The sequence below is a fragment of the Micromonospora fluostatini genome (assembly GCF_050410825.1).
GTDB lineage: Bacteria > Actinomycetota > Actinomycetes > Mycobacteriales > Micromonosporaceae > Micromonospora > Micromonospora rosaria.
In genome coordinates this window covers 5,023,617-5,048,943 of the sequence record NZ_CP191251.1, presented here as the reverse complement: position 1 = coordinate 5,048,943, position 25,327 = coordinate 5,023,617, and the positions used below count along the sequence as shown (strand labels likewise).

General features: G+C 71.8%; 28 protein-coding genes. 7 read left to right on the top strand and 21 right to left on the bottom strand.

Features of this window, described 5'->3' with window-relative positions; translation table 11 throughout:
• Window positions 1-4 precede the first annotated feature (4 nt).
• Window positions 5-1,840, bottom strand: coding sequence for an Hsp70 family protein (locus ACQUFX_RS22295; protein WP_428962263.1), 1,836 nt, complete (start codon window positions 1,838-1,840; stop codon window positions 5-7).
• Window positions 1,841-1,944: 104 nt separating this feature from the next.
• Between ACQUFX_RS22295 and ACQUFX_RS22290 the strand changes: the two genes are divergently transcribed.
• On the top strand, window positions 1,945-2,244 hold the full coding sequence (locus ACQUFX_RS22290) for a hypothetical protein (RefSeq protein ID WP_428962262.1): 300 nt from the start codon (window positions 1,945-1,947) through the stop codon (window positions 2,242-2,244).
• A gap of 40 nt (window positions 2,245-2,284) precedes the next feature.
• On the opposite strand, the gene ACQUFX_RS22285 is transcribed toward ACQUFX_RS22290, so the two are convergent.
• The 3 genes from ACQUFX_RS22285 to ACQUFX_RS22275 are packed head-to-tail and all read right to left on the bottom strand — an operon-like array spanning window position 2,285 to window position 3,747.
• The gene (locus tag ACQUFX_RS22285; RefSeq protein ID WP_428962261.1) at window positions 2,285-2,680 is read right to left on the bottom strand and encodes an Imm1 family immunity protein; all 396 of its coding nucleotides are present in this window, start codon (window positions 2,678-2,680) and stop codon (window positions 2,285-2,287) included.
• Window positions 2,677-3,228: a DddA-like double-stranded DNA deaminase toxin gene (locus tag ACQUFX_RS22280; RefSeq protein WP_428962260.1), complete on the bottom strand. Its 552-nt coding sequence runs from the start codon at window positions 3,226-3,228 to the stop codon at window positions 2,677-2,679. The genes ACQUFX_RS22285 and ACQUFX_RS22280 overlap by 4 nt, the downstream gene beginning before the upstream one ends.
• 42 nt (window positions 3,229-3,270) lie before the next feature.
• On the bottom strand, window positions 3,271-3,747 hold the full coding sequence (locus ACQUFX_RS22275) for a DUF6244 family protein (protein WP_428962259.1): 477 nt from the start codon (window positions 3,745-3,747) through the stop codon (window positions 3,271-3,273).
• 321 nt (window positions 3,748-4,068) lie between these two features.
• Between ACQUFX_RS22275 and ACQUFX_RS22270 the strand changes: the two genes are divergently transcribed.
• Together ACQUFX_RS22270 and ACQUFX_RS22265 are read left to right on the top strand one after the other, a co-directional pair.
• Window positions 4,069-6,855, top strand: a complete 2,787-nt coding sequence (locus ACQUFX_RS22270; protein WP_428962258.1) for a BTAD domain-containing putative transcriptional regulator — start codon at window positions 4,069-4,071, stop codon at window positions 6,853-6,855.
• A 6-nt stretch (window positions 6,856-6,861) separates the two neighbouring features.
• Window positions 6,862-8,268 (top strand): hypothetical protein, encoded by a 1,407-nt coding sequence (locus ACQUFX_RS22265; protein ID WP_428962257.1) that lies wholly within the window; start codon window positions 6,862-6,864, stop codon window positions 8,266-8,268.
• A 55-nt stretch (window positions 8,269-8,323) separates the two neighbouring features.
• On the opposite strand, the gene ACQUFX_RS22260 is transcribed toward ACQUFX_RS22265, so the two are convergent.
• The 8 genes from ACQUFX_RS22260 to ACQUFX_RS22225 form a co-directional block, all read right to left on the bottom strand.
• Window positions 8,324-8,686 carry a hypothetical protein gene (locus ACQUFX_RS22260; RefSeq protein ID WP_428962256.1) on the bottom strand — a complete coding sequence of 121 codons (363 nt, stop codon included), beginning with the start codon at window positions 8,684-8,686 and terminating at the stop codon, window positions 8,324-8,326.
• 111 nt (window positions 8,687-8,797) lie between these two features.
• The gene (locus tag ACQUFX_RS22255; protein ID WP_428962255.1) at window positions 8,798-9,172 is read right to left on the bottom strand and encodes a PadR family transcriptional regulator; all 375 of its coding nucleotides are present in this window, start codon (window positions 9,170-9,172) and stop codon (window positions 8,798-8,800) included.
• A gap of 213 nt (window positions 9,173-9,385) precedes the next feature.
• Complete coding sequence (locus ACQUFX_RS22250) at window positions 9,386-9,547, bottom strand: hypothetical protein (RefSeq protein WP_428962254.1); 162 nt, start codon at window positions 9,545-9,547, stop codon at window positions 9,386-9,388.
• Between the two features lie 266 nt (window positions 9,548-9,813).
• Window positions 9,814-10,266, bottom strand: a complete 453-nt coding sequence (locus ACQUFX_RS22245; RefSeq protein WP_428962253.1) for a SitI3 family protein — start codon at window positions 10,264-10,266, stop codon at window positions 9,814-9,816.
• Between the two features lie 62 nt (window positions 10,267-10,328).
• Entirely contained in the window at window positions 10,329-11,546 is a 1,218-nt protein-coding gene (fxlM, locus tag ACQUFX_RS22240; RefSeq protein ID WP_428962252.1) for a methyltransferase, FxLD system, read from the bottom strand.
• Window positions 11,547-11,663: 117 nt separating this feature from the next.
• On the bottom strand, window positions 11,664-12,209 hold the full coding sequence (locus ACQUFX_RS22235) for a flavoprotein (protein ID WP_428962251.1): 546 nt from the start codon (window positions 12,207-12,209) through the stop codon (window positions 11,664-11,666).
• 151 nt (window positions 12,210-12,360) lie between these two features.
• Window positions 12,361-13,098 carry a 5-formyltetrahydrofolate cyclo-ligase gene (locus ACQUFX_RS22230; RefSeq protein ID WP_428962250.1) on the bottom strand — a complete coding sequence of 246 codons (738 nt, stop codon included), beginning with the start codon at window positions 13,096-13,098 and terminating at the stop codon, window positions 12,361-12,363.
• Window positions 13,099-13,107: 9 nt separating this feature from the next.
• The gene (locus ACQUFX_RS22225) at window positions 13,108-14,274 is read right to left on the bottom strand and encodes a helix-turn-helix transcriptional regulator (RefSeq protein WP_428962249.1); all 1,167 of its coding nucleotides are present in this window, start codon (window positions 14,272-14,274) and stop codon (window positions 13,108-13,110) included.
• A gap of 347 nt (window positions 14,275-14,621) precedes the next feature.
• On the opposite strand from ACQUFX_RS22225, the gene amcA reads away from it, so the two are divergent.
• The 4 genes from amcA to ACQUFX_RS22205 all read left to right on the top strand — a co-directional run bounded on the left by amcA (window position 14,622) and on the right by ACQUFX_RS22205 (window position 16,488).
• Entirely contained in the window at window positions 14,622-14,783 is a 162-nt protein-coding gene (amcA, locus tag ACQUFX_RS22220) for a multiple cyclophane-containing RiPP AmcA (protein ID WP_157527241.1), read from the top strand.
• A 585-nt stretch (window positions 14,784-15,368) separates the two neighbouring features.
• Window positions 15,369-15,866, top strand: coding sequence for a hypothetical protein (locus tag ACQUFX_RS22215; RefSeq protein WP_428962248.1), 498 nt, complete (start codon window positions 15,369-15,371; stop codon window positions 15,864-15,866).
• Window positions 15,866-16,231: a helix-turn-helix domain-containing protein gene (locus ACQUFX_RS22210; RefSeq protein WP_428962247.1), complete on the top strand. Its 366-nt coding sequence runs from the start codon at window positions 15,866-15,868 to the stop codon at window positions 16,229-16,231. The genes ACQUFX_RS22215 and ACQUFX_RS22210 overlap by 1 nt, the downstream gene beginning before the upstream one ends.
• 128 nt (window positions 16,232-16,359) lie before the next feature.
• Window positions 16,360-16,488: a hypothetical protein gene (locus tag ACQUFX_RS22205; RefSeq protein WP_428962246.1), complete on the top strand. Its 129-nt coding sequence runs from the start codon at window positions 16,360-16,362 to the stop codon at window positions 16,486-16,488.
• A gap of 610 nt (window positions 16,489-17,098) precedes the next feature.
• Here the strand turns inward: ACQUFX_RS22205 and ACQUFX_RS22200 are convergent.
• From ACQUFX_RS22200 to ACQUFX_RS22160, 9 genes are all read right to left on the bottom strand, one after another.
• Entirely contained in the window at window positions 17,099-17,518 is a 420-nt protein-coding gene (locus tag ACQUFX_RS22200) for a hypothetical protein (protein ID WP_428962245.1), read from the bottom strand.
• A complete protein-coding gene (locus tag ACQUFX_RS22195) occupies window positions 17,515-17,832 on the bottom strand; it encodes a hypothetical protein (RefSeq protein WP_428962244.1) in 318 nt (105 codons plus the stop codon). The genes ACQUFX_RS22200 and ACQUFX_RS22195 overlap by 4 nt, the downstream gene beginning before the upstream one ends.
• Before the next feature lie 240 nt (window positions 17,833-18,072).
• Window positions 18,073-18,540 (bottom strand): DUF3085 domain-containing protein, encoded by a 468-nt coding sequence (locus ACQUFX_RS22190; protein WP_428962243.1) that lies wholly within the window; start codon window positions 18,538-18,540, stop codon window positions 18,073-18,075.
• A 110-nt stretch (window positions 18,541-18,650) separates the two neighbouring features.
• On the bottom strand, window positions 18,651-19,862 hold the full coding sequence (locus tag ACQUFX_RS22185; RefSeq protein ID WP_428962242.1) for an FAD-dependent monooxygenase: 1,212 nt from the start codon (window positions 19,860-19,862) through the stop codon (window positions 18,651-18,653).
• A gap of 347 nt (window positions 19,863-20,209) precedes the next feature.
• Window positions 20,210-21,835 (bottom strand): VWA domain-containing protein, encoded by a 1,626-nt coding sequence (locus ACQUFX_RS22180; protein WP_428962241.1) that lies wholly within the window; start codon window positions 21,833-21,835, stop codon window positions 20,210-20,212.
• A complete protein-coding gene (locus tag ACQUFX_RS22175; protein WP_428962240.1) occupies window positions 21,832-22,950 on the bottom strand; it encodes an AAA family ATPase in 1,119 nt (372 codons plus the stop codon). Before ACQUFX_RS22175 ends, ACQUFX_RS22180 begins: the two co-directional genes overlap by 4 nt.
• 380 nt (window positions 22,951-23,330) lie before the next feature.
• The gene (locus tag ACQUFX_RS22170; RefSeq protein ID WP_428962239.1) at window positions 23,331-23,723 is read right to left on the bottom strand and encodes a hypothetical protein; all 393 of its coding nucleotides are present in this window, start codon (window positions 23,721-23,723) and stop codon (window positions 23,331-23,333) included.
• The gene (locus tag ACQUFX_RS22165; RefSeq protein ID WP_428962238.1) at window positions 23,720-24,760 is read right to left on the bottom strand and encodes a hypothetical protein; all 1,041 of its coding nucleotides are present in this window, start codon (window positions 24,758-24,760) and stop codon (window positions 23,720-23,722) included. The genes ACQUFX_RS22170 and ACQUFX_RS22165 overlap by 4 nt, the downstream gene beginning before the upstream one ends.
• Before the next feature lie 104 nt (window positions 24,761-24,864).
• On the bottom strand, window positions 24,865-25,320 hold the full coding sequence (locus tag ACQUFX_RS22160) for a DUF4262 domain-containing protein (protein ID WP_428962237.1): 456 nt from the start codon (window positions 25,318-25,320) through the stop codon (window positions 24,865-24,867).
• Window positions 25,321-25,327 lie beyond the last annotated feature (7 nt).

Here is a 25,327-nt window from a genome sequence, read left to right as displayed (position 1 = left end):
GGGGTTAGGGGGCATGGGGTGTGGGCGGGTTGCGGACGAGGCGGGTCCAGAGTCGGTATATCCACCATGCGGTGACGGCGGTGGCGTAGATGCCGGCGAGGATTCCGATGGTGCGGTGGGAGGTGATCGCGGCGGTGGTCACGGCGAGGGGCGCGCCCATGATCAGCCGCAGGACCCAGGGGCGGATCAGTGCGGTGATGGCGCCGATGCCGATCAGGAGGCCGCCGAGGCGGCCGGCGAGGTCGATCCAGAGGATCATGTGGGGCCACCGGTCGGCGGTCGCGGAGTACTGGACGAGGCCCATGCCGACTCCCGCGGTAAGAACCGACACGGTGGGGAACGACAGGAGGGCCGACCATCCGCCGGGTGGGGTACGCCATGCGCGGGCGGCGACCACCGCCGCCACCAGGGCGAGGACCGCCACGGGGGCGACGGGCAGCAGGGACCAGCGCAGGAACGGGCCGACGGGCATCTGGAGGTACTGGGCGGCGACCACCGCGTACAACGCCGCTATGGCGGTGCCCATCGACATCGCCGACAGGATGCCCACGCTCACCGTCGACGCCCGCCCACCCGGCATAGCGCCCCCGTGGGTGGCGGCCAGGGATCCGAGGAGGGTCCCGGCGGACAAACAGGCGATGACCGCGAACACGGACGCCATGGCCAACTGCCCCCAGGACGGTTCCACCCACGAGTTCGGGTACACCCCGCCCCGGTAGACGGTGAGCAACATCTGGACGAGCATGGCCAGCGACATGAACCCGGGCACCGCGACGTCTAACGCGCGTCGTGCCGGCGGTACCACCGGCTCCGCGTCCGTCGTGCCGTCACCGGCGGTGGTGGTGCTGGCGCCGGCAGCGCCTCGGGCGGCTGCCAGCACCGGGTCGTCCACCACCTGTGGGGTGAGACCGGTCCGCTCGGCGACGACGGCGGCGGCCAGGGGCAGCCGGGCGGTGCCGCCGACCAGGCACACCCCGGCCAGGTCCGCCGGGGTCAGGTCGGCGGCGACGACCGTGTCCATGGTGAGCTGCCCGACCCGGTCCAGGACCGGCCGCGCCACCTGCTCCAGCGTTCCGCTGGTGGCCACCACCGCCGTCCCATCCGGCTGCGGCACGGTGACTGCGGCGTGCCGGGAGAGTCCTTCCTTCGCGGTCCGCACGCTCGCCGCCCACTCCCACCCGCCACCGTCACCGCCGTCGGTGAGAGCCGCCGCGAGGGCGTGGTCGATGGCGTCGCCGCCGGCGGCGGGATCGGCCAGGGTCGCCAGGACTTCGAACCCGGCGGGACCGCGGCGGAGGACGGTGGCCTCCGCTCCACCCCCGACGTCGACCACCGCCAGGTACGCGCCCACCGGCAGCTGGGTGCCGGCCGCGAGGAGGTGCACGGCCACCGCGACCGGCGCCTCCACCAGACTGGCCTGTCCCAGGCCGGCGCGGTGCGCCGCGTGCCGCATCCACGTCCGCCGCCTCGGCCCCCACCCGGCCGGTACGACCAGCCGCACATCCTCCACCGGCCCGCCCGCCAGAAGCTGCGCCTGCCCGGCGATCCGCCGCAGCGTCGCCGCCACCAGGTCCGCCGCCTCCACCTGCCGGCCACCCACACTGATCTGCTGCTCCGCCGAACGGCGTGGCGCCGGCACGAACCGGTCCGGCTGCCGCGCGGCGGCCTGCCACGCCTGCTCACCGGTCCACACACTCGCGTCCTCGGCGATCAGGACCGCGCTCGACACCACCGTCGAACCGTCGACGGTCACCGGCGCCCAGCGGCCGTCCGGCCAGGCGACCACCCCCACGGTGGCGGTGCCGCCGTAGTCGATCGCCAGCCGTACCCGCCCCGACATAGAGATCAGTCAAACATGAGGATCACATTCACGTCATCCACGAATACGTACCGTGCCCGGCCGGAGGGTGCGGATCGGCGTTGATCGTCGCGTAGGGTCCTGGCATGTCCCCGCAGGAGACCCGGGTCATCGATCTCAGCGCCCCACCAGCCAACTCGCCGCGACTGGCACCGCGCCGATCGCACCGGCTGGCCCCCGTCCTGGCCCTGAGCATCACGGCGCTTGGCGTCCTTCCCGGCGAGCCCACCCGACCGACCCCGACGAGTCCCATCGCGACCTGCGATCGGCAGCCCGACTCGGCGAAGATCGTCGCGGCAGGAGACCCGGCACAGTCACGCGTGATGGTGGTTGTCGACAGCACCACCGGCAAGGTCGTGTGCTCCCACCGGTATCCGGCACGCTGACCCGAGCGTCCGGGGCCGGACAGCCGTGTCACGGCGCCGGTCAGATCTCCCGCGTCCAGGACACGATCGCCGGCCGTTGCCCGGTGGCGGCGTACTCGACGACGAGCCTGCGTGCCGTGGCCCTGTCGAGGCGGACGACAGCGGCGGGAATCTCGACGAGACCGGCGTCAGGGGACTCGTAGACGGTGATGCCGTCCGCCGTGTCCACGGCGGTGGCGTAGGTGTTGTCGGGCATCCACCGCGCTGCGGCCCGGTCGGCGTCGATGTCGATGTCGACGCGGAGGACGGGCTGGCCGGCGGGGCCGATGGTGAGGGTCTGTCCGCAGCCGCCGTGGGGCATGACCGCCTCGACCTGCTCGTCGAACCGCCGACCGGCCTCCTCTGGGTCGGGCAGGTCGTAGGGGTGGCCGTGGTAGTCACGGAGTTGCAGCGTCATGGGCGGGTGATCCTTTCTCCGGTGCCGGTGTACTCACGGTGCCACCATGTGGCACCGCCGTCGCGTGTGACCCACACCCGCAGTCGACTTCCGGCGGGAAGGATCGCCGGTAACACCTTGTCGCAGGTCCACGGGTAGGCCTGGTCACGGTCGTTGGTGCCGCAGACGGTGTTGTCGATGGCCAGGTCACCGCTGGCGGCACCGGTGCGGCGCAGTCGAGCGGCGGCCTTGGACTCCACGTGGTCGTAGAAGGTGACCGGCGGCCCGCGTAGCGGATCGTGATCGAGGTCGGCTGCGACGGATCGGTCTCCTCCGCCGGAGGTGACCGGTGTGCCGTCGAGCAGCCCTTGGGTGGGCCGGTTGCTGCCAGCCGGTCGTGGTTCGAAGCGGTCGATGGCGGGCCGGAGTGTGGCGGGCAGGGCGGCGGGGTCGGTACGGGTCCAGATGGCTTCCACCGGCGCCGGTGCGGTGGAGTTCGTCTCGGCGGGCTGGGGTGGGCTGCCGGTGGACGGCAGATCCGGGAAGCCGGTCGCGGTGGCCGGTGTCACCTCGCCGCCCGTCTGCCGGGCCTGGGCTACCGCGTCGTCGACCTAGTGCCGGACCCGCCGGGTGCTGGTGAGGATGGCTGCGATGCCCTGTCCCAACTGCCGCAACCGCGACAGGGTTTCGTCGGGTTGTCCACCCTGCAGGGCGCTGTTGACCAGCCGCATGGTGCGTTCGATACGGGCCACCGCCGAGGTGAGGTTGATGTCGACAGCGGCCAGCTCCGTTCCCACCCGGGTGAGCGTGGAGATGACCTCGCCGGGTGTGGCCTGGTCCGCCACGGCGGTGACCGCGCGGGACACCTCGGCCAGCACCCCGCTGGTGGCGACCAGAAGAGCGTGAATCTGTGCCGTGGCCTGACGGGCCCGACCCAGTCCGGCTGCGGTGCCCGTGAACCCCGCCCCGGCCGCCCGAACGATGATCCCTTCGATAGCGTCGTCGACCGCCCGCGTCCGTTGCGCCGCCCCGCCGACACCGTCAACCAGGGCCCGCACCTCGTCGCCGATCCTGTCGATCGCCGTCATGACCACCACCCTGACGCCGAGACGAATGCGGGCCCAACCTGGTCGTGGCGTGACGATAGTACGGACACCGAGCTTCCGCCGACCGCTCTGCTCGCCCGGCGACGCAGGCGCGCGTGCGGGCGGGCAAGATCACCCATCTGCATCCTGACCTGCGTTTGTAAGGTCGTGTAAGGCGCTGTGAGGTTCTGTGAACCGCCGAAACCGTCTATCCCTGCCTGTTCGGGCCTAGCGTTCCCCGCACACCACACCCGGTTGGCAGGAAGGGACGTCATGGGCATCCGGACAGCAGCTCGTGTCGGCAGGACCGTGACCGCTTTCGCCGTGGTAGGCGCTCCCGCGGTACCGCTGTGGGTGCTCGGTCGCCCCGGTATGCGGTGGCCGACCGGTGACGAGGCGCGGGCGTGGATCGCGGAGCCGTTGACACCCGGCTTCCTCGCCGTTCTCGGGATCATGGCCGGGTGGGCGCTCTGGGCGTTGCTGGCCACCACCGTGCTCACAGGCCTGTACGACCGTGCCGGCCGCCGGTTGCGGTGGGTTGCCCAGGTGCGGCTGCCGGGGCCGTTGCAGGGGTTGACCGCCGCGCTGCTCGGGGCGACCGCCGTGACCGCAGGCGTCGGCGGAACCGCTTCCGCCGCGCTCGCCGCCACGGCCGCCGACCCCACGGACCGACCCGCCCTACCGCCCGCCGACAGTGACCGCCCGGCCCGTGCTGGGCAGACCTTGGCGCAGCCGGACGACGGCGATGCCACCCAGCGGCGCACCGTGACGGTGCGGCGGGGCGACAGCCTGTCCAGGATCGCCGCGCGCAGGCTCGACGACGCCGACCGGTGGCGGGACATCTACACCCTCAACCGTGGCACACGATTCGACACCGGTGCGCTGACCGACCCTGACCTCATCCGTCCGGGCTGGAGGCTGCGTCTGCCCGTCGCCGCGAACACGCCTCCGCCCCCGCCCGCGCCGGCCTCGCCTCCGCGCGCCGAACCCGGCCCAGGCCACCACATCGACCCCCCGGCATCGGCACCCAACGACGGAGCCGACAGTTCGTCCCCCACGCCCGACATCGCCGAGGCGCCCGTCGCGCCCGGGAACGGGTCGTCGCCGGCATGTGCCCGACCCGGCGTTTCCCTGGGTGATCGGGGTTGGGTGGACGCGGCGTTGGCCGCTGCGGTGCTGACCGCTGTCGCTCTCGCCTGGACGCGTCGCCAGCGCCGCCACACCCACCACGCTTCGGCCCCGAACGGCCAGCGCCAAGATCCGGACCCGGCCACCGTGCCGCCCGTCGTGACCCGCATCCGCCGTGCCCTACGCCAGCAGACACCACCGGCCCCCGCCGTCATCAACGCGGTTCCCGACAGTACGTCCCAGCCGGCCCCCGACACCCCGACGAGACCGGTCGACTCCCTGGTCACGCCGGCGCTGGCCAGCCCGACGATCGACGTCTGTCCGCCAGAGGGACTGGGCCTGACCGGACCGGGGGCGCAGGGGGCCGCTCGCGGCATCCTGGTGTCCGCGCTCGCCGCCGACAGCCCGGAGGAGCCCCACCGGCTCGGGCACGTGGTCATTCCCGCAGCCGTCCTCGCCACCCTGACGGGAACCGCCGTCACGGTCGCCACGCCTCGCCTGACCGTCGCCGGTGGCCTGACCGACGCCCTCGCGTTCCTGGAGGAGCAGATCCTGCACCGCACCCGGCTCTGCTTCGACCACGAGGTCGACACCGTCGCCGGGCTGCGCGACGGAGCCTCATCGGTCGAACCACTGCCGCCGGTGGTGCTCATCGCCGACGTCACCGCCGCGCACGAACGGGCCCGTATCTCCGCGCTGCTCGCCCAGGGGCAGCGTCTCGACATCCACGGCGTCCTGCTCGGCGTCTGGCCCGACGGGGACAGCGTCGCCGTCGCCGAGGACGGCACCACCAGCCCCGCCGCCGACGGGGCCCCACGGCATGGCCGCCACGCCGCCGACATCGGCCGGCTGACCGTCCTCGACCCGACCGATACCGCCGAGCTGCTACGCGTCCTCGCCGAGGCGCACACGGGCCAGCCACCGGCACCCGCCGTGGCGGCCCCGATCCCGCAGGCCGACGCCCGTCACCGCGACGACCTGTCGAGTACGGGGGACGCATCTCCCGACGACGAGAACGGCGGCGGCCTCGCACTCGGACCGGCCGTGCCCGACCACGAACCCGAGCCGGTACCGGTCACCGCCGACGGGCTGCCCGTCGAGCAGCCGCAGCCCCCGGTACGGCACCAGCTTCCCGCAGGCGAGACCGACGACGCCCGGGGCACCGAGCCGAGCGATGAAGGCGACCGCGACGAGGACGCCGGCACGCCGCCGCTGGGCGCCGCTGTGGCCCGGGTCGAGGTACGGGTGCTCGGTGACGCCCGCGTCGTCGACGTCGATGCGACCCAGCCGTTGCGGGCCAAGTCCCTGGAACTGCTGGTCTACCTCGCCGTCCGCGGCGGTACCGCCAGCCAGGAAGCCATCCTGGAGGACCTCCTGCCCGAGGCGACGACCAGCAAGGCCCCGCACCGGCTCCACACCTACGTCTACAACCTGCGCCGCGTCCTCAAACACACCGGCGGCCCGGCCATCTACCTGTCCCACCCCGACCGGCGGTACGTCCTGCACCGCGACACCCTGGACGTGGACCTGTGGCGGATGACCGACGCCCTCGACCAGGCCGACCGCGCCACCACTGCCACCGAACGGATCACCGCGCTGCGTCGCGCCGTCGACGCCTACCAGGGGCCTCTCGCCGGCGGGAAGAGCTACGAGTGGCTCGGACCGTACCGGGAGGCGATCCGCCGGCAGGCCGCCGACGCCGCCCTCGCCCTGGCCGATGCCCTCCACGACCAGCCAGCCGAGGCCCTGGCGGTGCTCACGACCGCGATCGGCCTCCACCCCTATGCGGAGCCGCTGTACCAGGCCGCGATGCGCGTCCACGCCGCTCTCGACGACGCTGCGGCGATCCGTGACCTGCACCGCCAGCTCGCCCGTGCTCTCCGCGAGATCGACACCGAGGTCAGCGACGACACGACAACCCTGGCGGCCACCCTCACCGCCCGCCTCCGCCGTACCCGCCCGAGCACCAACGGACAGGGGTGAAGCCACGTGACCAGCATCGACGTGGGCGGCGGGTGCCGCACCAGCACCGGCTGGCCCACCCTCACCCAACCCGGAAAACCCCCACATGACACGACCCGCCACAGCCGGGCAGCCCCACCGTCGGGTGCCGGCCGGTTGGACGCCGAGCTGGAACAGGCCGTCCGCCGGGCCGCGCGGATGCGCACCGTCTTCTACGTCCTCGTGCTCCTGGTGGCCCTGGCCGGGCAGGTCATCGGCGCCACACAGAAACTCGACATCCACCCGCTCCTCGCGATCCCCGCCGTCGCCACCCTGGAACTCGGCGGCGTCGTCGTGATGGCCAACGCCGACGTCCGGCGCCGCCTCGGCGAACACGCAGTCGCCTCCCGGATCCTGTCCGCCGCCGTCGCCGCCGCGGCGGTCACGTTCAACTGGCTGTCCCACGACGACCCGCTCGTCGCCGGATTCTTCGCGGGCATGTCCGCCCTGGGCTACCTCGTGTGGCTGATGCACGTCGAGAACCTGCGACGGGACCGTCTCCGGGCCGTCGGTGCCCTCCCCGCCACCACGCCCGCCTACGAACTGCTCGGCCACTGGCTCCGGCACCCGCTGGTCACCCGCCGCGCCCGGTCCATGGCCAAAGCCCACCCGCAGCTCGGCCTCTACGGATCCCTCGACGCCGCCCGCATCAACCTGCGCCGTGAACGCCGTGACGCGGCGATCGCCACGGTCCTGCGCCGCAAGATCAGATCGGCGGTCGACCCGGCCACCGCTGCCATCGCCGTCCACGTCTACGACCTCGACGAGATCGCCGCCCGGCTGGCCGCCACCGCCGACTACGACGGACTCACCAACCTCATCGCCGCCGACCTCACCCCGACCCTCATCGCCGCCACCGGCACCTCACGCGAGCGGCGACGCCTCCGCTGGCGAAGCGCGCCTCGCGTCGGCGGCGACCGTACCGGGCCCGAGGGCGAGGTTCCGCAGAGCGGGCCTCCGCTCACACGGCCACACCCGGACACCACGAGCCCGCGCCCTGGCCGCAACAGGCCGGAGGAGGCCGCCGGCCCCGACCGGCCCACAACGCCCGCCGACCCGCCCACCGAACGCGCAGTGGACGAGACGGTCCCGGAGCAGCCCTACAGAATTGACGAGCGGCACCCCGAGACGGAACTGCCCGAACCCGTAGTGCCACAGTCCGCCGCGATTGACCGTGCGGACGACGGTGGTGGCGACGAGCCACCCACGTCAGGCGGTTCTGCGCAGGCGGCACCGATTCCTGGCGAGACCGCCGCCGCCGTCGCCTACTGGCTCGGGCTCGACGAAACCCTCTCGTACAAGGAGATCGCGCGACGCATCGGCCGGACGGAGCGCACCGTGCGCCGGAACCTGCCACCCGGCTTCCACCGGCCGAACCGACCCACCCACGCGTAGCACCTCGCCCAGGCTCGTGCCGGCACCCGAACAGGCCGGTCATCTGGGCCGTCAGTTAGCCGGCACCCGCGCCGCCCGTTCGGCCGGTGGCGGTCATTGTTGCCAGGCTGTCCCGGTGTCGGGCTCGTCTCGTCTGCCAACTGACGGCGATCAGCAGCGAGGCCACCGCTACCACCAGGGACATCAGGGTCCAGGCGATGGCTACTTGCCGGCTGCCCCACGCGGGTAGTGCCTGCACAGCGGACAGGCCGAATCTCGGACTGAGCAGCAGCACCGGCCCGAGTAGCAGGATCGCGGGCCACCAGGCGCGCTGGTCTCGCCGGGCCGTGAGGACCGCACCGGTGGCGATGAGCGTCAGGAACAGCATCACGCCGAGAACCGCTTCGTACCGCACGCTATGGCGCGGCCCGATCAGCACCGTTGTCGCCGCGGTTGCGAGGGCGAAAGCGGTGATGACCGTGGTGATGACGGCGGTGACTCGGTTGCCGTGTCGGCTGGGCGCCGCTGTAACGCTGACGCAGCACGGACGTCATGCGACACCACCGGCCAGACGCGCACTGCGGGACGCGGTCAACGGCTGCGTCGCCCCACGACCAGCGAGGCGGCTGGTCGCCGCCTCGACGGCCCGGCGCATGCGATCCGTCTCGGTACGCAGCAAGGTGGTCCCCTCGTCGGTGAGGCGGTAGTACTTCCGGGCGCGGCCGTCGACGATCTCCTTCCTGTCGACTGTCACCAGTCCCTCGTCGGCCAGCCGGTCGAGGGAGCCGTACAGCGTGCCAGGTCGGAGGGACAGTCGCCCCTGCGACAACTCCGTCACCTCGAGAATCAGCCCATAGCCATGCATGGGTCCCGCGGCCAGAGCGGTCAGGATCAGGAACGCGGGCTCCTGTAGCGGGGTCTTCATGCGCAGACATTATCGTGGCGAGCATATATTCGTCACGAAGTTATTTCGAAGGATCGGCTGAGATGCCCGAGATGGGAGGGCGAGGACCAGCGCCGCGTCCTCCGGCCGGTCGGCCAGGACTCGGGCCAAGGTGGCGACCATGTCGGCGGTGGCGGTGTCCGGCTGGTCGTTGTCGACCATGTCGAAGATGACGTTGACGTACCGGTCGGGCTCTCATTGCCGCTGGGTGCCGTCGTCGTCCTCGGCGCCGAGGCAGCCGTTGCTGCCGGCGAAGACGCTGACACCGAATCCTCGTTCGGTGGTGAGGTCGACGGTGAGCAGGCGAGGGGAGCCGGCGTCGGTGCTCTTACAGGACCCTTCCGGTGTGACGAGCACCGCGACCTGCTCCAGCGGGATGTCCCTCGGCCAGGGTCAGTCGACAATCGATGCCCATGCGCCGCCCACTCTCAGTCTCGCCTCAGATTCGAGATGATGCCGAGACTCCTGGATGCGACGAGCTTCGCCTCCTGCTGTAGGGACCTGTCCCGGCCAGGGTCAGCTGGTAGCCGATTCTCGTCATGACCTCTGCTGCTGGTGTTCTCCATGACCCCTTCGGGATGTGGCCTGCCACTGGACCGTGTCCTTGGCGGGAACGGGAGAGGTCAACCGGTGATGAGGTGGTCCAGGTGGTAGTGGTTCCACCAGTGCGTGCGGTGTGTGCGGGTGACACCGTTGGTTCGGGTGAGGAGGAGGTAGTTGCCGTCCTGGATCAGGGCCGCGTCCTCGCTTCGTCCGGCCAGGATCCGGAGCACCGCTGCCGCCATGTTGGGGATTCCCTTGTCGGCCAGGTCGTCGGCGCGCAGGGAGAAGGTGACGTTGACGTAGGTGTCGGGTTCCCATTCCCAGAGGGCGTCGTTGTCGGCTTGTGCCCCGTAGTAGCTGTGGGTGCCGGCGCGGACGGAGATGGCGTAGCCGCGTTGGTCGTACAGGCGGGCGGTGAGTAGGCCCGGTTTCGACGCGGGCTGTGGTGTCTCGTCGGGGGTGGCGGCGGTCAGGGCGGCGACCTCGTCGACGGGAGGGGCGCCGGCCAGGATCAGGCGAAATTCCACGCCCATGAGGACCTTCCCTTTCTCAATCTCGCCGGATGATCTGGAGGATCGCCCCGGCGTGGGTGCGGTCAGAAGGAGATCGTGAGGATCGTGTCGGATCGGCGAAGGTCGTCGGGCCCGGCGGGCCGGGTTCCTGTGCGGTGGGCGGTGACGGTGGGCTGGTTGGGGCGGTTCGCTGCGTCCCACTGGTCGAGTCGGTTGGTCAGGTCGGTGGCGAGCGTGGGGGCGTCTGGTCCGTGGGCGATTGCGCCGAGTTCGTGGTGGCCGTCGCCGGTGTCTTGGAAGGCGAGGTAGGCGATGGTGCCGCCGTGGTAGATGGCGGCGCCGGCCCATCGGTAGGCGGGGGTGACCAGTGCGCTGGTGCGGGCGGTGTCGCCGACGCCGAGGCGACCGAACGGCCTGGTGGCGTGCACGAGGAGCCATAGGTCGAGGTGGCCGATGGGGTCGGTGTCGCTGACCTGGATGCCGGTCCAGCGTTCGAGCCGGGGGTGGCTCAGGGCGGTGGCGAGGGCTGTGCGGTCGGGCTGGTCGGTGGCGTCGAGTTTGAGGACCACGTCGGTGTCGAGGCGTACGTGGTGGTCGGTGTGCTCGGCGGCGCCGCGCATGGGGACGAACCCGCAGACCAGCGGCGTTGTGGTGCTGACCAGGTGGTGGGGGCCGGTGCGGTCGAAGGCGAAGCATCGGGTCAGGCCGCTCTCGTGCACGCGCAGGGGTACGACGATGCGGCCGTGGTCGGCGAGTTGTTCCCACCAGCCTGCGGCGATGTCCCAGGCGCCGGCGGTGACGATGATCCGGTCGTAGGGTGCGTGGTCGGGGTCGCCGAGGGCTCCGTCGCCGCAGATCACCTTCACGGTGTCGTAGCCGGCGCGGTCGAGGCCGGCGCGGGCGCCGTCGGCGAGGTCCTGGTCGAGTTCGATGGTGACGACCGTGCCGTCGGGGCTGGTCATCTCGGCGAGCAGGGCGGCGTTGATGCCGGTGGCCGCGCCGATCTCCAGGACGCGGTGGCCGGGTTGTGGGGCGAGTTGTTCGAGCATGTCCGCGACGAGGCTGGGGCTCGACGCTGACGACAACGCGGCACCGTGGGGGTCCCGTTTGGTGACGATCTGGCGGCGGGTGTACACGGTTTCCAGGTCGACCCCGGGGAGGAACTGCTCGCGGGGGACCGTCCGGAACGCGTGCGCGACGGCGGCGGAGCGGATGTGGCCGCGCTGTTCGAGAGTGCGGACGAGGTGTTCGCGGAGCGTCCCGGCATTCGACGTTCCAGGTCCGGTCTGGGAAGCGTTCACTGCGTTGACCCTACTGTCGATCTTGCCGGCGGCATGCGGAATGGTCACGCCCACGGCTGTCACACGCTCTGCGCGTGGCGGGCTGGCATCGATCCTGGACGTGGTCGGTCGAACCAGTTAGCCGGCATGCCGGGCCGCGATCTCGAAGGCGGTTGTCCAGGGGAAGCTGCGTTGACGGTCATTGCCTCTGCCGGGTGGGTGTGGTTCCCAGTCGTGTTCGGGTCCGTGAAGGACGTGTACGCCTTCGTCGCGGAGGTTGGTCACGGCGCGGCGGAAGGGGAGTCGGGCGGCGAGGGCGGCGTTGGCGAAGGGCACGATGACGGTGGCAACCCGGCGTCCGATCAGTTCGGCGACCGTGGTCATGGCGTAGTTGTCGGCCAGGCCGAGGGCGATCTTGTTGATGGAGTTGTAGGTGGCGGGTGCGATGACCAGGGCGTCGGGGGTGGGCAGTGACCGGCGGGCGCCCGGGGATGCCTGGTAGCTGGACCGAACGGTGGTGCCGGTCAACTTCTCGATCGCAGGCGTGTTCAGGAAGTTCATTGCGTTGGGTGTGGCGGTGACGGCTGCTGTCCAGGTCTGCGCGTGGGCGGCGTGGACGAGGTGGGCGACATCGGTGGTGGGGCCGGCGCCGCAGACGACGATCTGAAGGTGGCCGCCGGTCACGGGTCGACCCTGGGGCGGGCCGAGCCCTTGGCGTAAGGGAGAGGGTCGCTGGCGATGTGTTGCACCGGTGAACGGCAGTAGCTCTCCTTGGGTGTCATCTGTGCCTGGACGTCGGCGACCTGCCCGCGCCCCACGTAGCGCGGCCGAACTGTCATCCCGCGCCGTGCGTTGGGCGGTTCAGGGCGGGTATCTGGTCGAGTTGGTCCGGGCGGAGATCAGTCGCGATGATCCCGGGGAGGGCTTTTCGTCGTGGTCCGAAGCTCAGTACCTCGTGGGGGGTGATCGCGAGGTCGACCGGGAAGTCGTGGGTCGCGTGGGGTAGTTCGTCGTCGAGAAGTTGGCTTTGGTGGATGGTGGTGGCGATGGTGGTGTGGGTGGTGACGAGACCGGCGTCGGCGAGGAGGGCGACTTCCAGGTCTGAGTAGCCGGCGCCTTTACCGATCCGGATGCCGTCGTGTCGGCTGATGGCGACGCTGCCGCAGACGATGAGGTCGAGGGGTCGCATCTCGTCCGGGCTCACGGTGGGGGCGACCTTCGGTGCTCCGGTGCTGGTGGCGGCGGTGTCATACGGGGCGGTCAGGGTGGTGGGGTCGAGGAGGTAGAAGGGTTTGGGGGTGGCGAGGCGCGGTACGGCCATGTAGAGCAGTTTGCCTTCCTGGAGTGCGCGTATCCGGACGGGAAGTTGGGCGCGGTCGGGGTTGCACTTGATGACCCGTGCTGTCTTCCAGGCGTCCAGGACGGTGAGTCGGTCGGCGGCGGTGTCCTTGCCGACGAAGTCGGGGATGTGTCCGTGGACCCCGGGTGGGGCGGCGCGTTCACGTTCGAGGAGGTCCCAGACGTGGTGCCGGACGGTCTGCTTGGCGTGGTCGATCTCGGCGAGGCTGGTCACCGGTGGCTCCTACGGGGTCATGAGGGTGAGGAGTCGGTCGTTGACGTCCTGGACGGCGGGTTGGTCGCGCCAGGGGCGTAGCTGTCGTGCTGCGGTGAAGGCGAGGTTGAGGCCGCCTCCGGCGCGGGTTCGTTCGATGACGTCGATGGCCTCGTGGAGGTAGGAGGTGGCGGCGTCGGTGTCGCGTTGCAGGATGCTGGCGAGGGCCAGGTTGCCCAGGACGACGGCGGTGGACTTGCTGCGTGCGGCGATCAGGTGTCGGGCGTTCTCCAGCGCCGGGATCGCGTCGGCCGGCTTGTTCAGGAACAGCCAGCAGGAACCCGCGAGCCGGGTGTGGTGACTCGGGCAGAAGAGGGCGGCGGCTGGATCGTGGGCATCGACTGCGGCGAGGTGGTTCTCGGCGGCTGAGAGAGCGTCGGAGCAGTCTCGGGGCTGGCCGAGCATGGCGTGGGCCTCGGCGCGGTGCAGGTGTGCGAGGCCGGCGATGACGTGACTGTCGTTGCGGGCGACGGCTGCGGCGTTCGTGGTCAGGACCAGGCTTCTGGCGGGCTGCTTGGTGCCGTAGAGGGGCAGGTAGCTCTTGCGGAGCAGGGCGTTGGCCTCCGTGACGACGTCGCGGGTGTCGCGGGCGGCGTTGATCGCTTGATCGAAGTACGCGGCGCTGGCGTGGTGGTCGCGTCGTTGTGAGGCGTCCCAGACGAGTTGCCCCATCAGCGTGGCCGATTCGGCGACGGCTGCTGCCAGTTCGCGGTGCACCGGTCCGGCGCTGGCGTGCTGACGGAGGAAGATCGCCTGCCCGTGGAGCTGTCCTGCCTCGGCGAGGAGGAGTGTGGAGGGGAGGCGATCGTACTGCTGGTCGAGGCCCTGCACGCGCTCCCGCAGATGTGCGACGGCGACCAGGTCGACGCGACGGGGATGACGGAGGACGTAGGCGAGACGTTCGTCCGGCGGGGCGGGCGGCTGGCCGACGTCGACCAGGAGGTCGGCCAGTTCCTCGATCGACAGCCGGAGGGTCGCTGCCAGGCGTGGTCGGTGCCAGGGCTGGGGATCGGTCTCCGCCCGTTCCCAGCGGACGACTGTCGAGCGGTCGACGCCGAGGGACTCGGCCAGGCGTTCCTGGCTCAGCCCGATCGTCTTGCGACAATGGGCTAGCCGGTGCCGGCGTTTGCCCGCCACGTATTCCTCCCTCGGCCCTCGGTCATCACGGAATCATTCATGCAGCTCACGCCTCGTAACGCAATGGGGATGCATCAGTTCTGCGCCGTTGCCGCGCTGGGAGTCGTCGCCCGGTGCCGGTTGGGTGGACGTATGCACCCGAGCGGTTGTCGAGCGGAAGGCGGCGGGACGGCGTCGCCGCGAATCGCTGCCGTACGAGGACAACTCCCCGTCCGCGTACTGCCGACAGGGCTGCGTGGGTGGGTGACCGGCGGCCCGCTCCCAACCGCCGCCCGGTGGCGGTGGGCTCGCCTCGCCAGTGGCGAGCCCACCGCTGCCGAGAACCCGAACGTAGCGGGGGAGTGGGCGTGACCCTGTACATCTCCGGCAACGCGAGAACCTGTCAGCCGGGGCGGCCCTGCTCGTCACCCGCGCTGCCTGCGGTGCCGGTGGCGGCGGATCCGCCGTTGTTCACCTACGCCTGGCGTCGGTTCTTCGAGCAGCGGAGCCGACAGGGGGTCCGCCGGTGACCGTGCAAAAGCCGGGGTCTGGCGAGGGCGGTGGCCGAGCGCTGGGTGAGCATGTGCCGTCGCGTCCGCGGTGGCACTGCCGCGCCTGCGGCCACCCCTGGCCGTGCGTTCCGGCGCGGGAATCGCTTCTTGTCGAGTACGAGGGCAACCGGGTCGCGTTGTCGCTGTACCTGTCGTCGTGTCTGCACGAGGCCATCGACGATCTGCGTGATCTCGACGGGAGGAGTACGGGCGGTTGCGGGGGAGTATTCGACCGGTTCCTCGGCTGGACGCATCGGTATCCCCGCCCTCAGCAGCCGGCCATCGGCCCTTCGCCACGTTCGGAGGAGACGGGACCGTGAGTGGTATCGAGGTGATCGCCGCGAGTGGCCAACCAGCGATCGCGCGTGACACGCCCGTGTGGCTGGCGACGCTGCCGCCGGACGGTCCGACCGGCGGCCTATTCGCTGTCCGCACTCCCATTGACTGGTGACCTCGACGGAGGTGGACGGCGTGTCGGGCGCTCACGCGAGGGCTCCCCGTAGTCCGAATGACCTGTTGCGGCGTGCGCGGCTGGGGTTGCGGTCGCCGACGGGGTCGGGGCGGGTGATGTCGCGGCAGGAGGTTGCCGAGGCGGTCAACGCGTGGGTCTGGGAGCACCAGGGACGACGCGTCTATCTGGGCAGCGCCTACATCGGCAAGTTGGAGCGCGGCGAGCATCGCTGGCCGGTAGCGCACGTCCGGGCGGGGCTGCGTGCCGTCTTCGGCGTGGACGACGATGCCTCGATCGGCCTGTACGTCATCTACGGTCTGGGCCGGTCGGTCGAAGCGGCGGAGACGGTGGCACCGCCGGCACGGGAGGCAGAGCCCGCACCCACACCGGCTACGTCCCCGGCCGGCGACGCGGAGGCGATCCCCACCGTTCATCTCGGTGTCGCGGCGGGGGCAGCGGTCGTAATCTCGCTTGACAGTGAGTGTCCTGGGCCGGTCCGAGTCCTCGTGACCACGGTGCCTGGGGACATTTCTGAACTTTCGGCGCTGCCGCTGACCGCCGGTAGCGGGGCGCGGGTGTACTCACTCGCTGACGGGCGTAGGCGGGTCTGATGGGGCAGCGACCGGCCGAGTTGAGGCCGTACGCGTCCGCGTGTCACTTTCTCGGGGCGGAGTTGCGGTGCTGGCGGCAGCAGCGTGGGTTGTCGCTGGCACGGCTCGCGGCGCTGGTGTACGTGAGCCCGGACCTTCTCGGCAAGATCGAGAAGGCGGAGCGGACGGCCAGTCTGAATGTCCTGGCCCGCTGTGACGAGGTGCTGGGGACGGGCGGAGCGCTGGCCCGGTTGCGGCGGTTCGTGGACCACCAGACGGCAGCGCAGCCACGAACGGATGCGTCGGCGGCGATGCCGGCCCGGTTCAGGGTGGTCACGGAGATCGTGGCTGTCGGGCAGTCGACCCCGACACCGCGTCCGAGGTGATCAACAAACGGAGGCCGGTCGCGCTTGTAAGCACTCCCCTGTCCGGTGTGGCGAGGCGGTAGTGCAGGTTGGCCCCGCTGCGGGCCCTGGGGTAGGAAGCAGGACTGCCCTGCCCAGGAAGTCATCTCGTGCGGCCGCTTGTACATGGTGATCATCTCGGCGACGCCGACCGGATGCTCATGATCAACGCCAGTGCGGCCTCGCTGACGGTGATGTCCCTCGGCATCAGCCTCATCGGGCAGATGCAGCAGAACTGACCTCGGCTCCGAGGTGTGCGCTGGGCGGCGGACCAGTCGGTCCGCCGCCCAGTGTCAACGACGACCATGCGCGCTGTGGCAGTAGGCCATTCAGAGGTTTCTGTGATGACGGAACGGCTCCTGCGGGCGCGATCTGGGTACGACAACGAGGCGACCTCGCGGGGAAGGGGTGGTGGCCACGCCGAACCGCCGCGACAGGGCGGCGTCGGGGTGCGGGGTGCGGGCGGGGCGCGATCGGGGCGTCGTCGCGCGTGGGTGGGCCCGGCACGATCTCGCCCGGTTACGGCGACGGCCCGCCTTCGGGCGGGCCGATCACGGTTCACGCCGCCTCACGGCGACGTCTGGGGTGCGGTCAGCGGGGCGGCGTCGGCTCGGACTTGGGCTGTCGAGGTCGGGTCCGGGGCCGCTGACGGTGTCGGGCCGCGCGCAGGGGCCGCAGACGGGGCCGAGGTCGATGTCGTATCCGCCGTCGCATGCCTCGCACACGAGGCGCTGGCAGGATCGGCACTCACCGGAGGCGACGGCCCGCAGGTCGGTGCCGCAGAATCCGCACGGTCCGGTCAGGCACGCGTCGGTGTGGTGGCCCGGCGGGTGCTGGTGGCACGGGTGGTCACGCATCCCGCTCGCCCCGCAGGTGCTGGTAGACGGTCTCGGCGGTGAGTGGCCGTCCGGTGCGGTGGGCGGGGGTGTCGACGCGCCGCCAGCCGGTGAACTCGCAGGCCAGCCAGGTGGTGTGGCCGTCGGAGGTGACGGCGACGACGTCCCCGGTCGACAGTGAGCGCAGCCGCAGCAGCCGGTACGCGCAGGCGACGAGGAAGTCCGTCTCCCCGCCGGGTGTCGTACGGCCGGTCTCCAGGTGGTCGAGGTCGGCGTTGAACACACGGTAGGCCCAGTCGGCGGCCTGCTCCGCGTCGGCCGGGTCGGGCAGGTGCCGCCAGTGGGAGAAGACCTGGGTCAGAGTGTGGCCGGGCTCGTACGGGAAGAACCGGCTCTCGGTGTTGTGGTACACGCCGATCAGGTGGGGTGTCATGACTGGTCCTCTCGGGAGGACGGGCGGGATCGGTGGAGGGTGACCTCGCCTCGTGGGCGGCGGTTGATGTGCACGGTCAGGCCGAAGGCGCTGCCGTCGGACAGTTCCAGCCACACGCCGCGGTCGAGGGTGAGGACCTCGGCGTCGTGGTAGGTGCGGGCGGTGGTGACGGTGACCGGTTCGCCGTCGTGCACGAGGTGGGGCAGGTCGGCGTCGTCGCAGAGTTCGTCGAGGTCGGCGGTGGTGAGCAGGTGCCGGATCAGGGCCTGCAGGGTGTCCTCGTGGATGTACTCGTCGCTGTCGTGGTCATGCATGTGGGTTCTCCGTGGTTGTGGGTGGGTTGGGGGTTGGGGGTGTCGCCGACGATGCGGTCGCAGTCGTAGGGGTCCACGGCGGTCCAGGTCCAGGCGCGGCCCATGGGTGTGTACCGGCCGGTGTGGTCGGGGCGGTGGCGTTCGTGGTGACGTCCCAACCGTCCTGCGTCGGCCGCCGTGACGGGGTGGGTAAGCCGCCGGCCCGCCCTTGCCTAGGTGGGGCGGGTCCGGCGGCCGCTGTCAGTCGTGGCGTCGGGTTTTGGCGACTCGAACCACGTAGGTGTCGGCGGCGACGGTCAGGTGCAGCCACCGGTAGCCGGCCGTGTGGGCTGCGCGGAGGATGCCGATGAGGGGGCGCGGTTGGTCGGTGAGGTGCAGGTGCTCGAGGAAGTCGTCGCCGACCAGGGGGTGTCGGCGGTAGCCGTCGGCGTCGGGGTTCCAGCCGTGGGCGTGGACAGTGAGGTTGCGGTCGGGGCGTTTCGGGTCCGTCAGGCGGGGCAGCCCGTTGGACATCAGGTAGATGCCCTGGTCGTGAACCCATTCCAGGGCACCTGGACAGGTGGTCTGCTCTTCGGTCTCGGTGAACGACGGAGCGTGCTCGGCTGCGGCGACGGCGTGTTCGGCCAGCCGCAGCGTGTCGGTGAGGTCGAAGTACAGGTGCAGCGACATGCGCTTGTGTCCGTTCTGCTGGGTGTGGGGATCGGTCAAGGGGTGCCGGGTCTGCACGGTCAGCCGGACGGGTGCAGGTGTCCCTGGTGGCAGGCGTATGCCGGCTCGCGGGTCGGTGCCACTCGCCGCATACGCCTGTGGCGGCGGGGTCAGGGTTCAGGGGTGTGCGTGGAGAGGCCGCCGAGGCCGAGGCGGGCGCCGATGGCCGGGCCGCGCAGCACGGCGGCCACGGCGGCGGGTAGGTGACGTTGTTGCCAGCCGCGCAGGGCGGCGGCCAGGTCGGCGCCGTGGCGGTGGTGTTGGGTGAGGGCGGTGGTCAGGCCGGCGGCCTGTTCGATGCCGTTGTTCGCGCCGCGGGCGGTGTGGGGGCGGACGGGGGCGAGGGCGTCGCCGAGCAGCACCGCCCAGCCGCTGCCGATGGGCCAGACCATGCGGGTGGGTGGGTCGATGTCCATCACCGGCACGGCCATCCGGGTGCTGGTGGTGTGCACGGTTGCCGCGTGCTCGGCCGGTAGCAGGCGGGTGGCGTGGTCGTTGACGTGCGCGTGGGCGGTGGGGCTGACGTGCTGGGGGAGGGCGAACACGCGCTGTTCGGGTGGGGCTCCGAAGCGGTGGGTGTAGTCGGTGGGGCTGCAGTTGAGGTAGAAGGTCCAGTCCAGGCCGCCGGGGACCGGGGCGACGTTGTACTGGCAGCCGGGTTCGGGTTCCAGGCGGAGGAAGTCGTGCAGTGGTGTGTCGGGGGTGGGGGCGTGGCCGCGGTGGGCGACGTAGCCGGCGTATCGCAGGGGCCGGTCGGGGTCGAGCAGGCGGCGGCCGGTGGAGGTGCGGCCGTCGGCGAAGAGCACCAGGTCCGCGTGGCGGGTGGTCCCGTCGGTGAAGTGCAGCAGCGGCTGTCCTTGTCGGCCGGTGAGCCCGGTGACCCGGCGGTGGGTGTGCAGCATGCCGTCCGGCAGGCGGGCGGTGAGCGCGGTGTGTAGAAGGTTCCAGGTGGTGTTACGGCCGGGGTAGGTCCGCCGGGCTGTGTGGGTGTGCTGGCGTGCGCGGACGGTGACCTGCCAGATGGTCTCCGAGCGGTGGGCGACGATCTCGTCCTGGTCGATGCCGAGGCGGTCGAGGGTGTCCAGAGCGGGGTGTTCCAGGCCGATCAGGCCGCCACCGCGTGGCGCGCTGTGGGGCGCGGCTTCGTAGACGGTGACCTGGTCGAAGCCGGCCTGCCGCAGCAGGAGCGCGGCGGTGCAGCCGGTGAGGGAGCCGCCGACCACGGCGATGCGTGGCTGTGGCCTGCGCGGCAGCGGGCCGTGCGGGATGCCGTCGGAAGAGGTGGGTGTGCTGGCCAGGCGGGTCAGCGGTGGCAGTGTCATCGGGGTTCCCTTCGGGGCAGGAGAAACCCGGGCACGGCCGTACGGCCGTGCCCGGGGATGCGCGGGTGCGCGGTGGCCGGGCAACGGCCTGCTGGGGGTGGTTGCTGTCAGGGGGTGCGAGTGGCTAGCCGCGACAGTCGCGGCGACTGGCTGCTGTGCTTCGCCGCGTGTCGGTGCTCAGACGCGGGCGCCGTGGTGGGTGCGGCTGCGGTGGGGTACCGTCCGCCGCCCACCGGGGACGCGCTTCACTGCCCGCGAGGCGGATCGCACGAGACTGTGCGCCGGAGTGTGCGTAGGCGCTGATCGTGTGGGGTTGTCAGGCGTGTTCGGTTGTCGGCCTGCCCCTGTCATGCCTGGGTGAGGGCGTTGATGGCGGCGTGGCCGATGAGGGTGATGCAGGTGGTGGGGTCGTCGACGGTGATGGCGGTGGTGTGGTCGTAGGCCTGGGGTGGCCATCGGTCGTTGGCGGGCGCGAGCCAGAGCACCGCGCATCCGGTGTGGTGGAGGCGGTTGACGGTGGCCTGGGCTTCGTCGGTGTCGACGTAGTGGCCGTCGGAGACGACGACGAGCAGGCGGGCGGTGCCGGGGGTGGACAGGTGCAGGAGCCGGTCTGCTTCGGCGCAGGCTTCGACGAACCGTTCGGTGTGGGCGTCGGCCCGCATGTCGCGGACGGTGGTGGGCCGGCGGCCGGGTGGGATGAGCACGGTGACCCGGTCGCCGAAGGCGAGGGTGGCGGTGGTCGCGCCGGCGCGGGTGGCGGCCTGGGCGACGATCCAGGCGGCCGAGGACATGGGTTTCGCGAAGGCGCCCATGGAGCCGGACGCGTCGATGAGGATGGCGACGGTCAGGTCGGGGTCCGGGACGGGGCGGCGGACGGTGCGCTGCCACGGTTGGGCGGTGGGGGTGACGCCGGCGGCGCGTTGGGCGGCGAGGGTGACGGCGGCGCGGGTGCGCAGCCGTCCGGGTGGGGTGGTGCTGGGCTGCCGGGTGCGGGCGGGTTCGCGGTGGCGGGCACGTCGTAGGTGCGCGGTGAGCCGGGTGGCGGCCTGACGTTCGGTGTCGTCGGGTTCACGTGCGGTCCAGGTGATCGGGGTGTCGGTGTCGACGTGCCGGCCGGGGCCGCCCGGTCCCCCGGAGCCGCTGCTGGTGGGGATGGGTGTGGCGGCGGGGTTGTGGAGGATGGTGGTGAGGGCGTCGCCGAGGGCCGCCGCGATGGTGCTGGTGGCCGCGTCGTCGGCCGGCGGGTGCGGGGTGTGGGTGGGGTCGATGCCGAGCAGGTGGCACCACCGCCGCCCGAGGTCGATCATGCGGGTGGTGTCGGTGTCGTCGACGGTGTGGGCTTCGGTCCAGATCGCGCGTAGCCCTTTCAGGGTCCGGCGGCCGAGGATCCGGGTGATGGCGCGTCGGGGTTGGCGGACGTCGCCGGGGTAGAGGACCTTCGCGTCGACGCGGGCGAGGAGGAGCCCGGCGGCGTAGGCGGCGCTCCACGGGGTGTCGGTGGGGGTGTCGGCGGGGTCGATGATGCTGGTGACGGCGCGGCGTAACCACCGGCGGTCGCGGGGTCGGGTGTCGCGGTGGCGCCGTTCGATGCGGGACTCCTCCAGCAGGAGGGCTGCTTCCCGGACGACGGGTGGCACGTCGGGTGGCGGGTTCCAGTGCGAGTGGTTGACGTGGGCGACCTCGTGCAGCAGGACGCCGTAGGCGACGGGAACCTTCGCCTTGTGGCCGGGGCGTCGGGGGTCGGCGATCGCCGGGTCGCCGATGAGGTCGGCGTCGACGTGGATCTGTGCGGTGGCCGGGTGGCTGTGTCCGGGTGGGCCGCCGGCGGCGGGGGCGACGGTGACGGTGGTCTCGGGCCGGCTGGTGAGCAGCGCGGCCTGTCGGGTCCAGGCCGCCGCCCACGGCGTCCACGGCGAGCCGGCCAGCGCGGGGGTAGGGGTGGGGGTGGTCAGGTGCGCGGCGACGCTGGTCATGTCGTGGGCCTTTTCTGCTTGCCGAGGGTGAGCGGGGTGATGGTGGTGCCGTGGTAGGCGCGTTGGAGGGCCTCGACGACGGCCTGCCGGTCGGGTTCGGGCGCGACCGCGGCGAGGTTGGCCACGGCGGCCGTGAGGCCGAGGCTCACGGTGACGCGTTTGAAGGCCAGCAGCTCGCGGAGTTGGGGCGCCCAGTCGATCTCGTGCTTGCGGAGCCGCTGGTTGAGGGCGATCGCCGCGTCGACGGCCCTGGCGGGTACGCCGAGGGAGCGGGCGAGGTCGAAGTCGGTGGTGACCTCGATGTGCACGGAGAAGCGGCTGGCGAGGGCTTCGGTGAGGACGGCGCCGTGGACGCCGGGGTTGTGGCCGGCGCAGACGAAGAACCCGTCGACGGCGGTCACGACTTCGTTGTGGTGGGCGGTGATCGTGATGGTCGCCCGGCCGTCCATCGCCGGGTAGAGGGCGGCGAGGACGCGGGGTGGGATGAGGGTGGCGTCGTCGATGAACAGGGCGCGGCCCTCGCGCATCGCGGTCACGAGGGGCCCGTGGGAGAACGCGAAGCCGCCGTCGGGCAGCGGCACGTAGGTGCCGACGAGGTCTTCGACGGTGGTGTCGCCGTGACCGGCGACGGTGATCGCGTCCGGGTAGGCGGCCTCGATGAGGCTGGTCTTTCCGGTGCCGGGTGGCCCGTAGAGCAGGACCGTGATCGTGTCTCGGCGTAGCCGCCGGAGCACCTCGACGTCGGTGCTGTCGCCGAGTCGCCGGGGCAGGTACCAGACGCCGTTGGGGCGTAGGACGGCACCGGGACGCGGCGGAACCGGTCCGGCCGGGGTGGGCGCCGGAGCGGCAGGCGCCGGGGGCGCGCCGGTGGGGGCGGTGCCTGCGGGGGAGCGGCTGGCGCCGGCCCCGTGCTTGAACGCCTCGATACCGTCGGCGGTGATGGTGTACCGGCGCGGTGTTCCGGTGGACACGGTGGCCCACTTCCGGTCGACGAGCCGGTTCAGGACGGAGCCGATCGCCCCGGATGACCGGCCGGGTAGTGCCTTGCCGACGTCGCCGATGGAGAAGGCGCGGTGCGGCTCGGTGACGAGCAGGGCGAGGACCGGCCCGAACATGGGGCGGGGCTTGGCTTTCGGCCTCGGGGGTCGTGCGGGCGAGGTCACCGGGCACCTCCATCGACGGCTGCGGGTGGCGTGCAACCGGTACCCGCGCGCCGGGCGGTGATCAAGTCGTCCCGGTGGGGGTGGGCGGGCGGTGCCGGCGTGGTCAGCGCCCGGCTCCGGGTGGGTGTCGGATGGGACATGAGTGCTCCTTGGCGGGAAGGCCGCCGCGCGCCCCTTCCCGGGGGCGCGCGGCGGCGTGAACGGGGCCGCGACGGGCGGGAAGAGCGCGCGTAGCCGTGGTGTGGCTACGCGGAGCAGATGGCGGGTGGGGCGCCTACCGTGTGGTGGCGCGGCCGGACAGCGATTCGCGCCGGCCCGGGGCGTACCGGGTGTCAGAGGGCCCGGCGGTGGTGGTCGAGCAGGGCGGTGGCGATCCGGTCGGTGAGCCGGGTCAGGCGCAGCACGAGCCACACCTCCCGTCCGCCGCCGGTGGCGATGACGGTGCTGAACATGCCGGGGAACGTGTCGGTGAGGGCCTGGAAGGTGTGCCGGGTGCGGGGGTGGTGCGGCGAGGTGGTGTCCCAGGCCGTCCAGTGGCGCAGGTTCACGTACAGCGGGCCGTCGATGGTGAGCGTCGAGGTGAACTCGTCGGCGAACGCGATCAGCGGGTGGCCGGGGATCTCGCCGCCGCGCCACCGGATGACGAGGCCGACGTGGTCCGCGACGCGCCACCACACCGCCGGCATGATGTCGCCCTCGCCGGGGAGGTAGTCGTCGTCGATCACGCCTGTGTCCCCGTCCTGTCCGCTGCGTCTGCGGGTATGGGTTGCAGGGCCGGCGGCCAGGCGGTCCGTCGGCTGGTCCAGCCGATCTCCTGCGCGTAGCTGTCCGAGGACCGGCAGATCCGGCACCAGGTGGTGACGTCGGTGCCGTACCCGGCCATCGACGGCACCTCGTGGTGAGCGATGTCGTAGCCGGTCGCCGCACACACCGTGCACCTGTCGCCGGCTGGCCCGTCCGGCGAGACCACCTGGGGTTCGGGCCAGCGACGAGCCCCCGGGCCGCGTGCGCCGGCCGGCGTGGGTGCGGTGTGACGCCACGGCCACCGGCGGTCGGTGAGGCGGTACCAGCCGTCGGAGTCGGCCCGCACATGCGCCACGTCGGTCCCGGGCGCCAGGCGGGTGATGCCGCCGGCGGGCCCGGCGGCGGCGCGGACCAGGACCGCCTCGAGGTGGGTGCCGTCGTCGTGGAGCAGCAGCAGGTCGGCGTCCCGCGTGGGGAACCGCCGGGCGTGGGCGTCGGTGTCGGCGGCGATCCGCCGCAGGGTGGCTGCGGTGAAGCGGGCGACGACAGCACCGTGGTGCGCGTAGCCGTGGGCGATCTGCCCCGGGTAGGGGCCGAGGTCCCCGGCGGTGAGCCAGGCGGGTGCCCACACCGCGATGTCCGGCAGGGCGGCGGTGTCGTAGACGGCGGCGGTGCGCAGCCATCGTGACGTGGCGTCGATGTCCGCGACGAGCCATCGGTGGCCCTGTCCTGCCGCGACCCGCAGGTGGTCGATCAGCCGGTGCCCGTCGGCGTCGGGTCGGGTCACCGGCAGCCAGCAGAACGGCCACTCCGTGTCGGCAGGGGGCGGCCCGTTGACGTGTGTGGCCACGACCGCGGCCTGGTACGGCGGTGGCCCGGTGACCGGTGTGCACCACACCTGTGCGGCGCTGAGGTCCAGGACGAGCCACGGTGGCCTCGCCCGGCCGGCCTGGTGGCCGGCGATCGCATTCTCGATCCGCCCGATGGACTCGCGCAGGTCGAACCAGAGTGTCCTCAACCGTTTCTCCTTCGAATGTGGAAAGCGCCCTGGGCCACTCGGCCGAGGGCGCGTGAGCGGATGCCCTGCCGGGAGGGCGGATGGTGGCACCGGTGCTCCGGCTGCTACGGGCGGCCGAGCAGCGGCTGCACGTACCCGGGGTACTCGTACCCGTCGTCCCAGGGGAACCGGCCCTGCCGGTCCGGCCACACGATCTGTTGCAGCCGCACCCGATCCGCCCCGTAGCGGGCGTGGGCCGCTCCCGGATGCAGCGCCTCGGTGGCGGGTCCTTCGACGATCACCGCCGGGTAGCCGAGGAGCAGGTCGTCGATCTGTTGCCCGTGCGTGAGCCGGTGGGCGTGGTCGTGGACGCGTCGGGCCAGGTCGTTGAGCAGCGCGTGGGCGATGTGGGGTTCCAGGCCGGCGATGACCAGTTCGGGAACGTCGTGCTCGGTCAGGCCGACGGTGTACGCGATGTGGGTGTCGGTCTCCCCGGTGAACGGCAGCACGGCGGTGACCGCCCAGCCGAACCTGTCGATGTGCTGCTGCTGGTTGTCAAAGAACTCGTCGAGGGACGACATGGGCTCC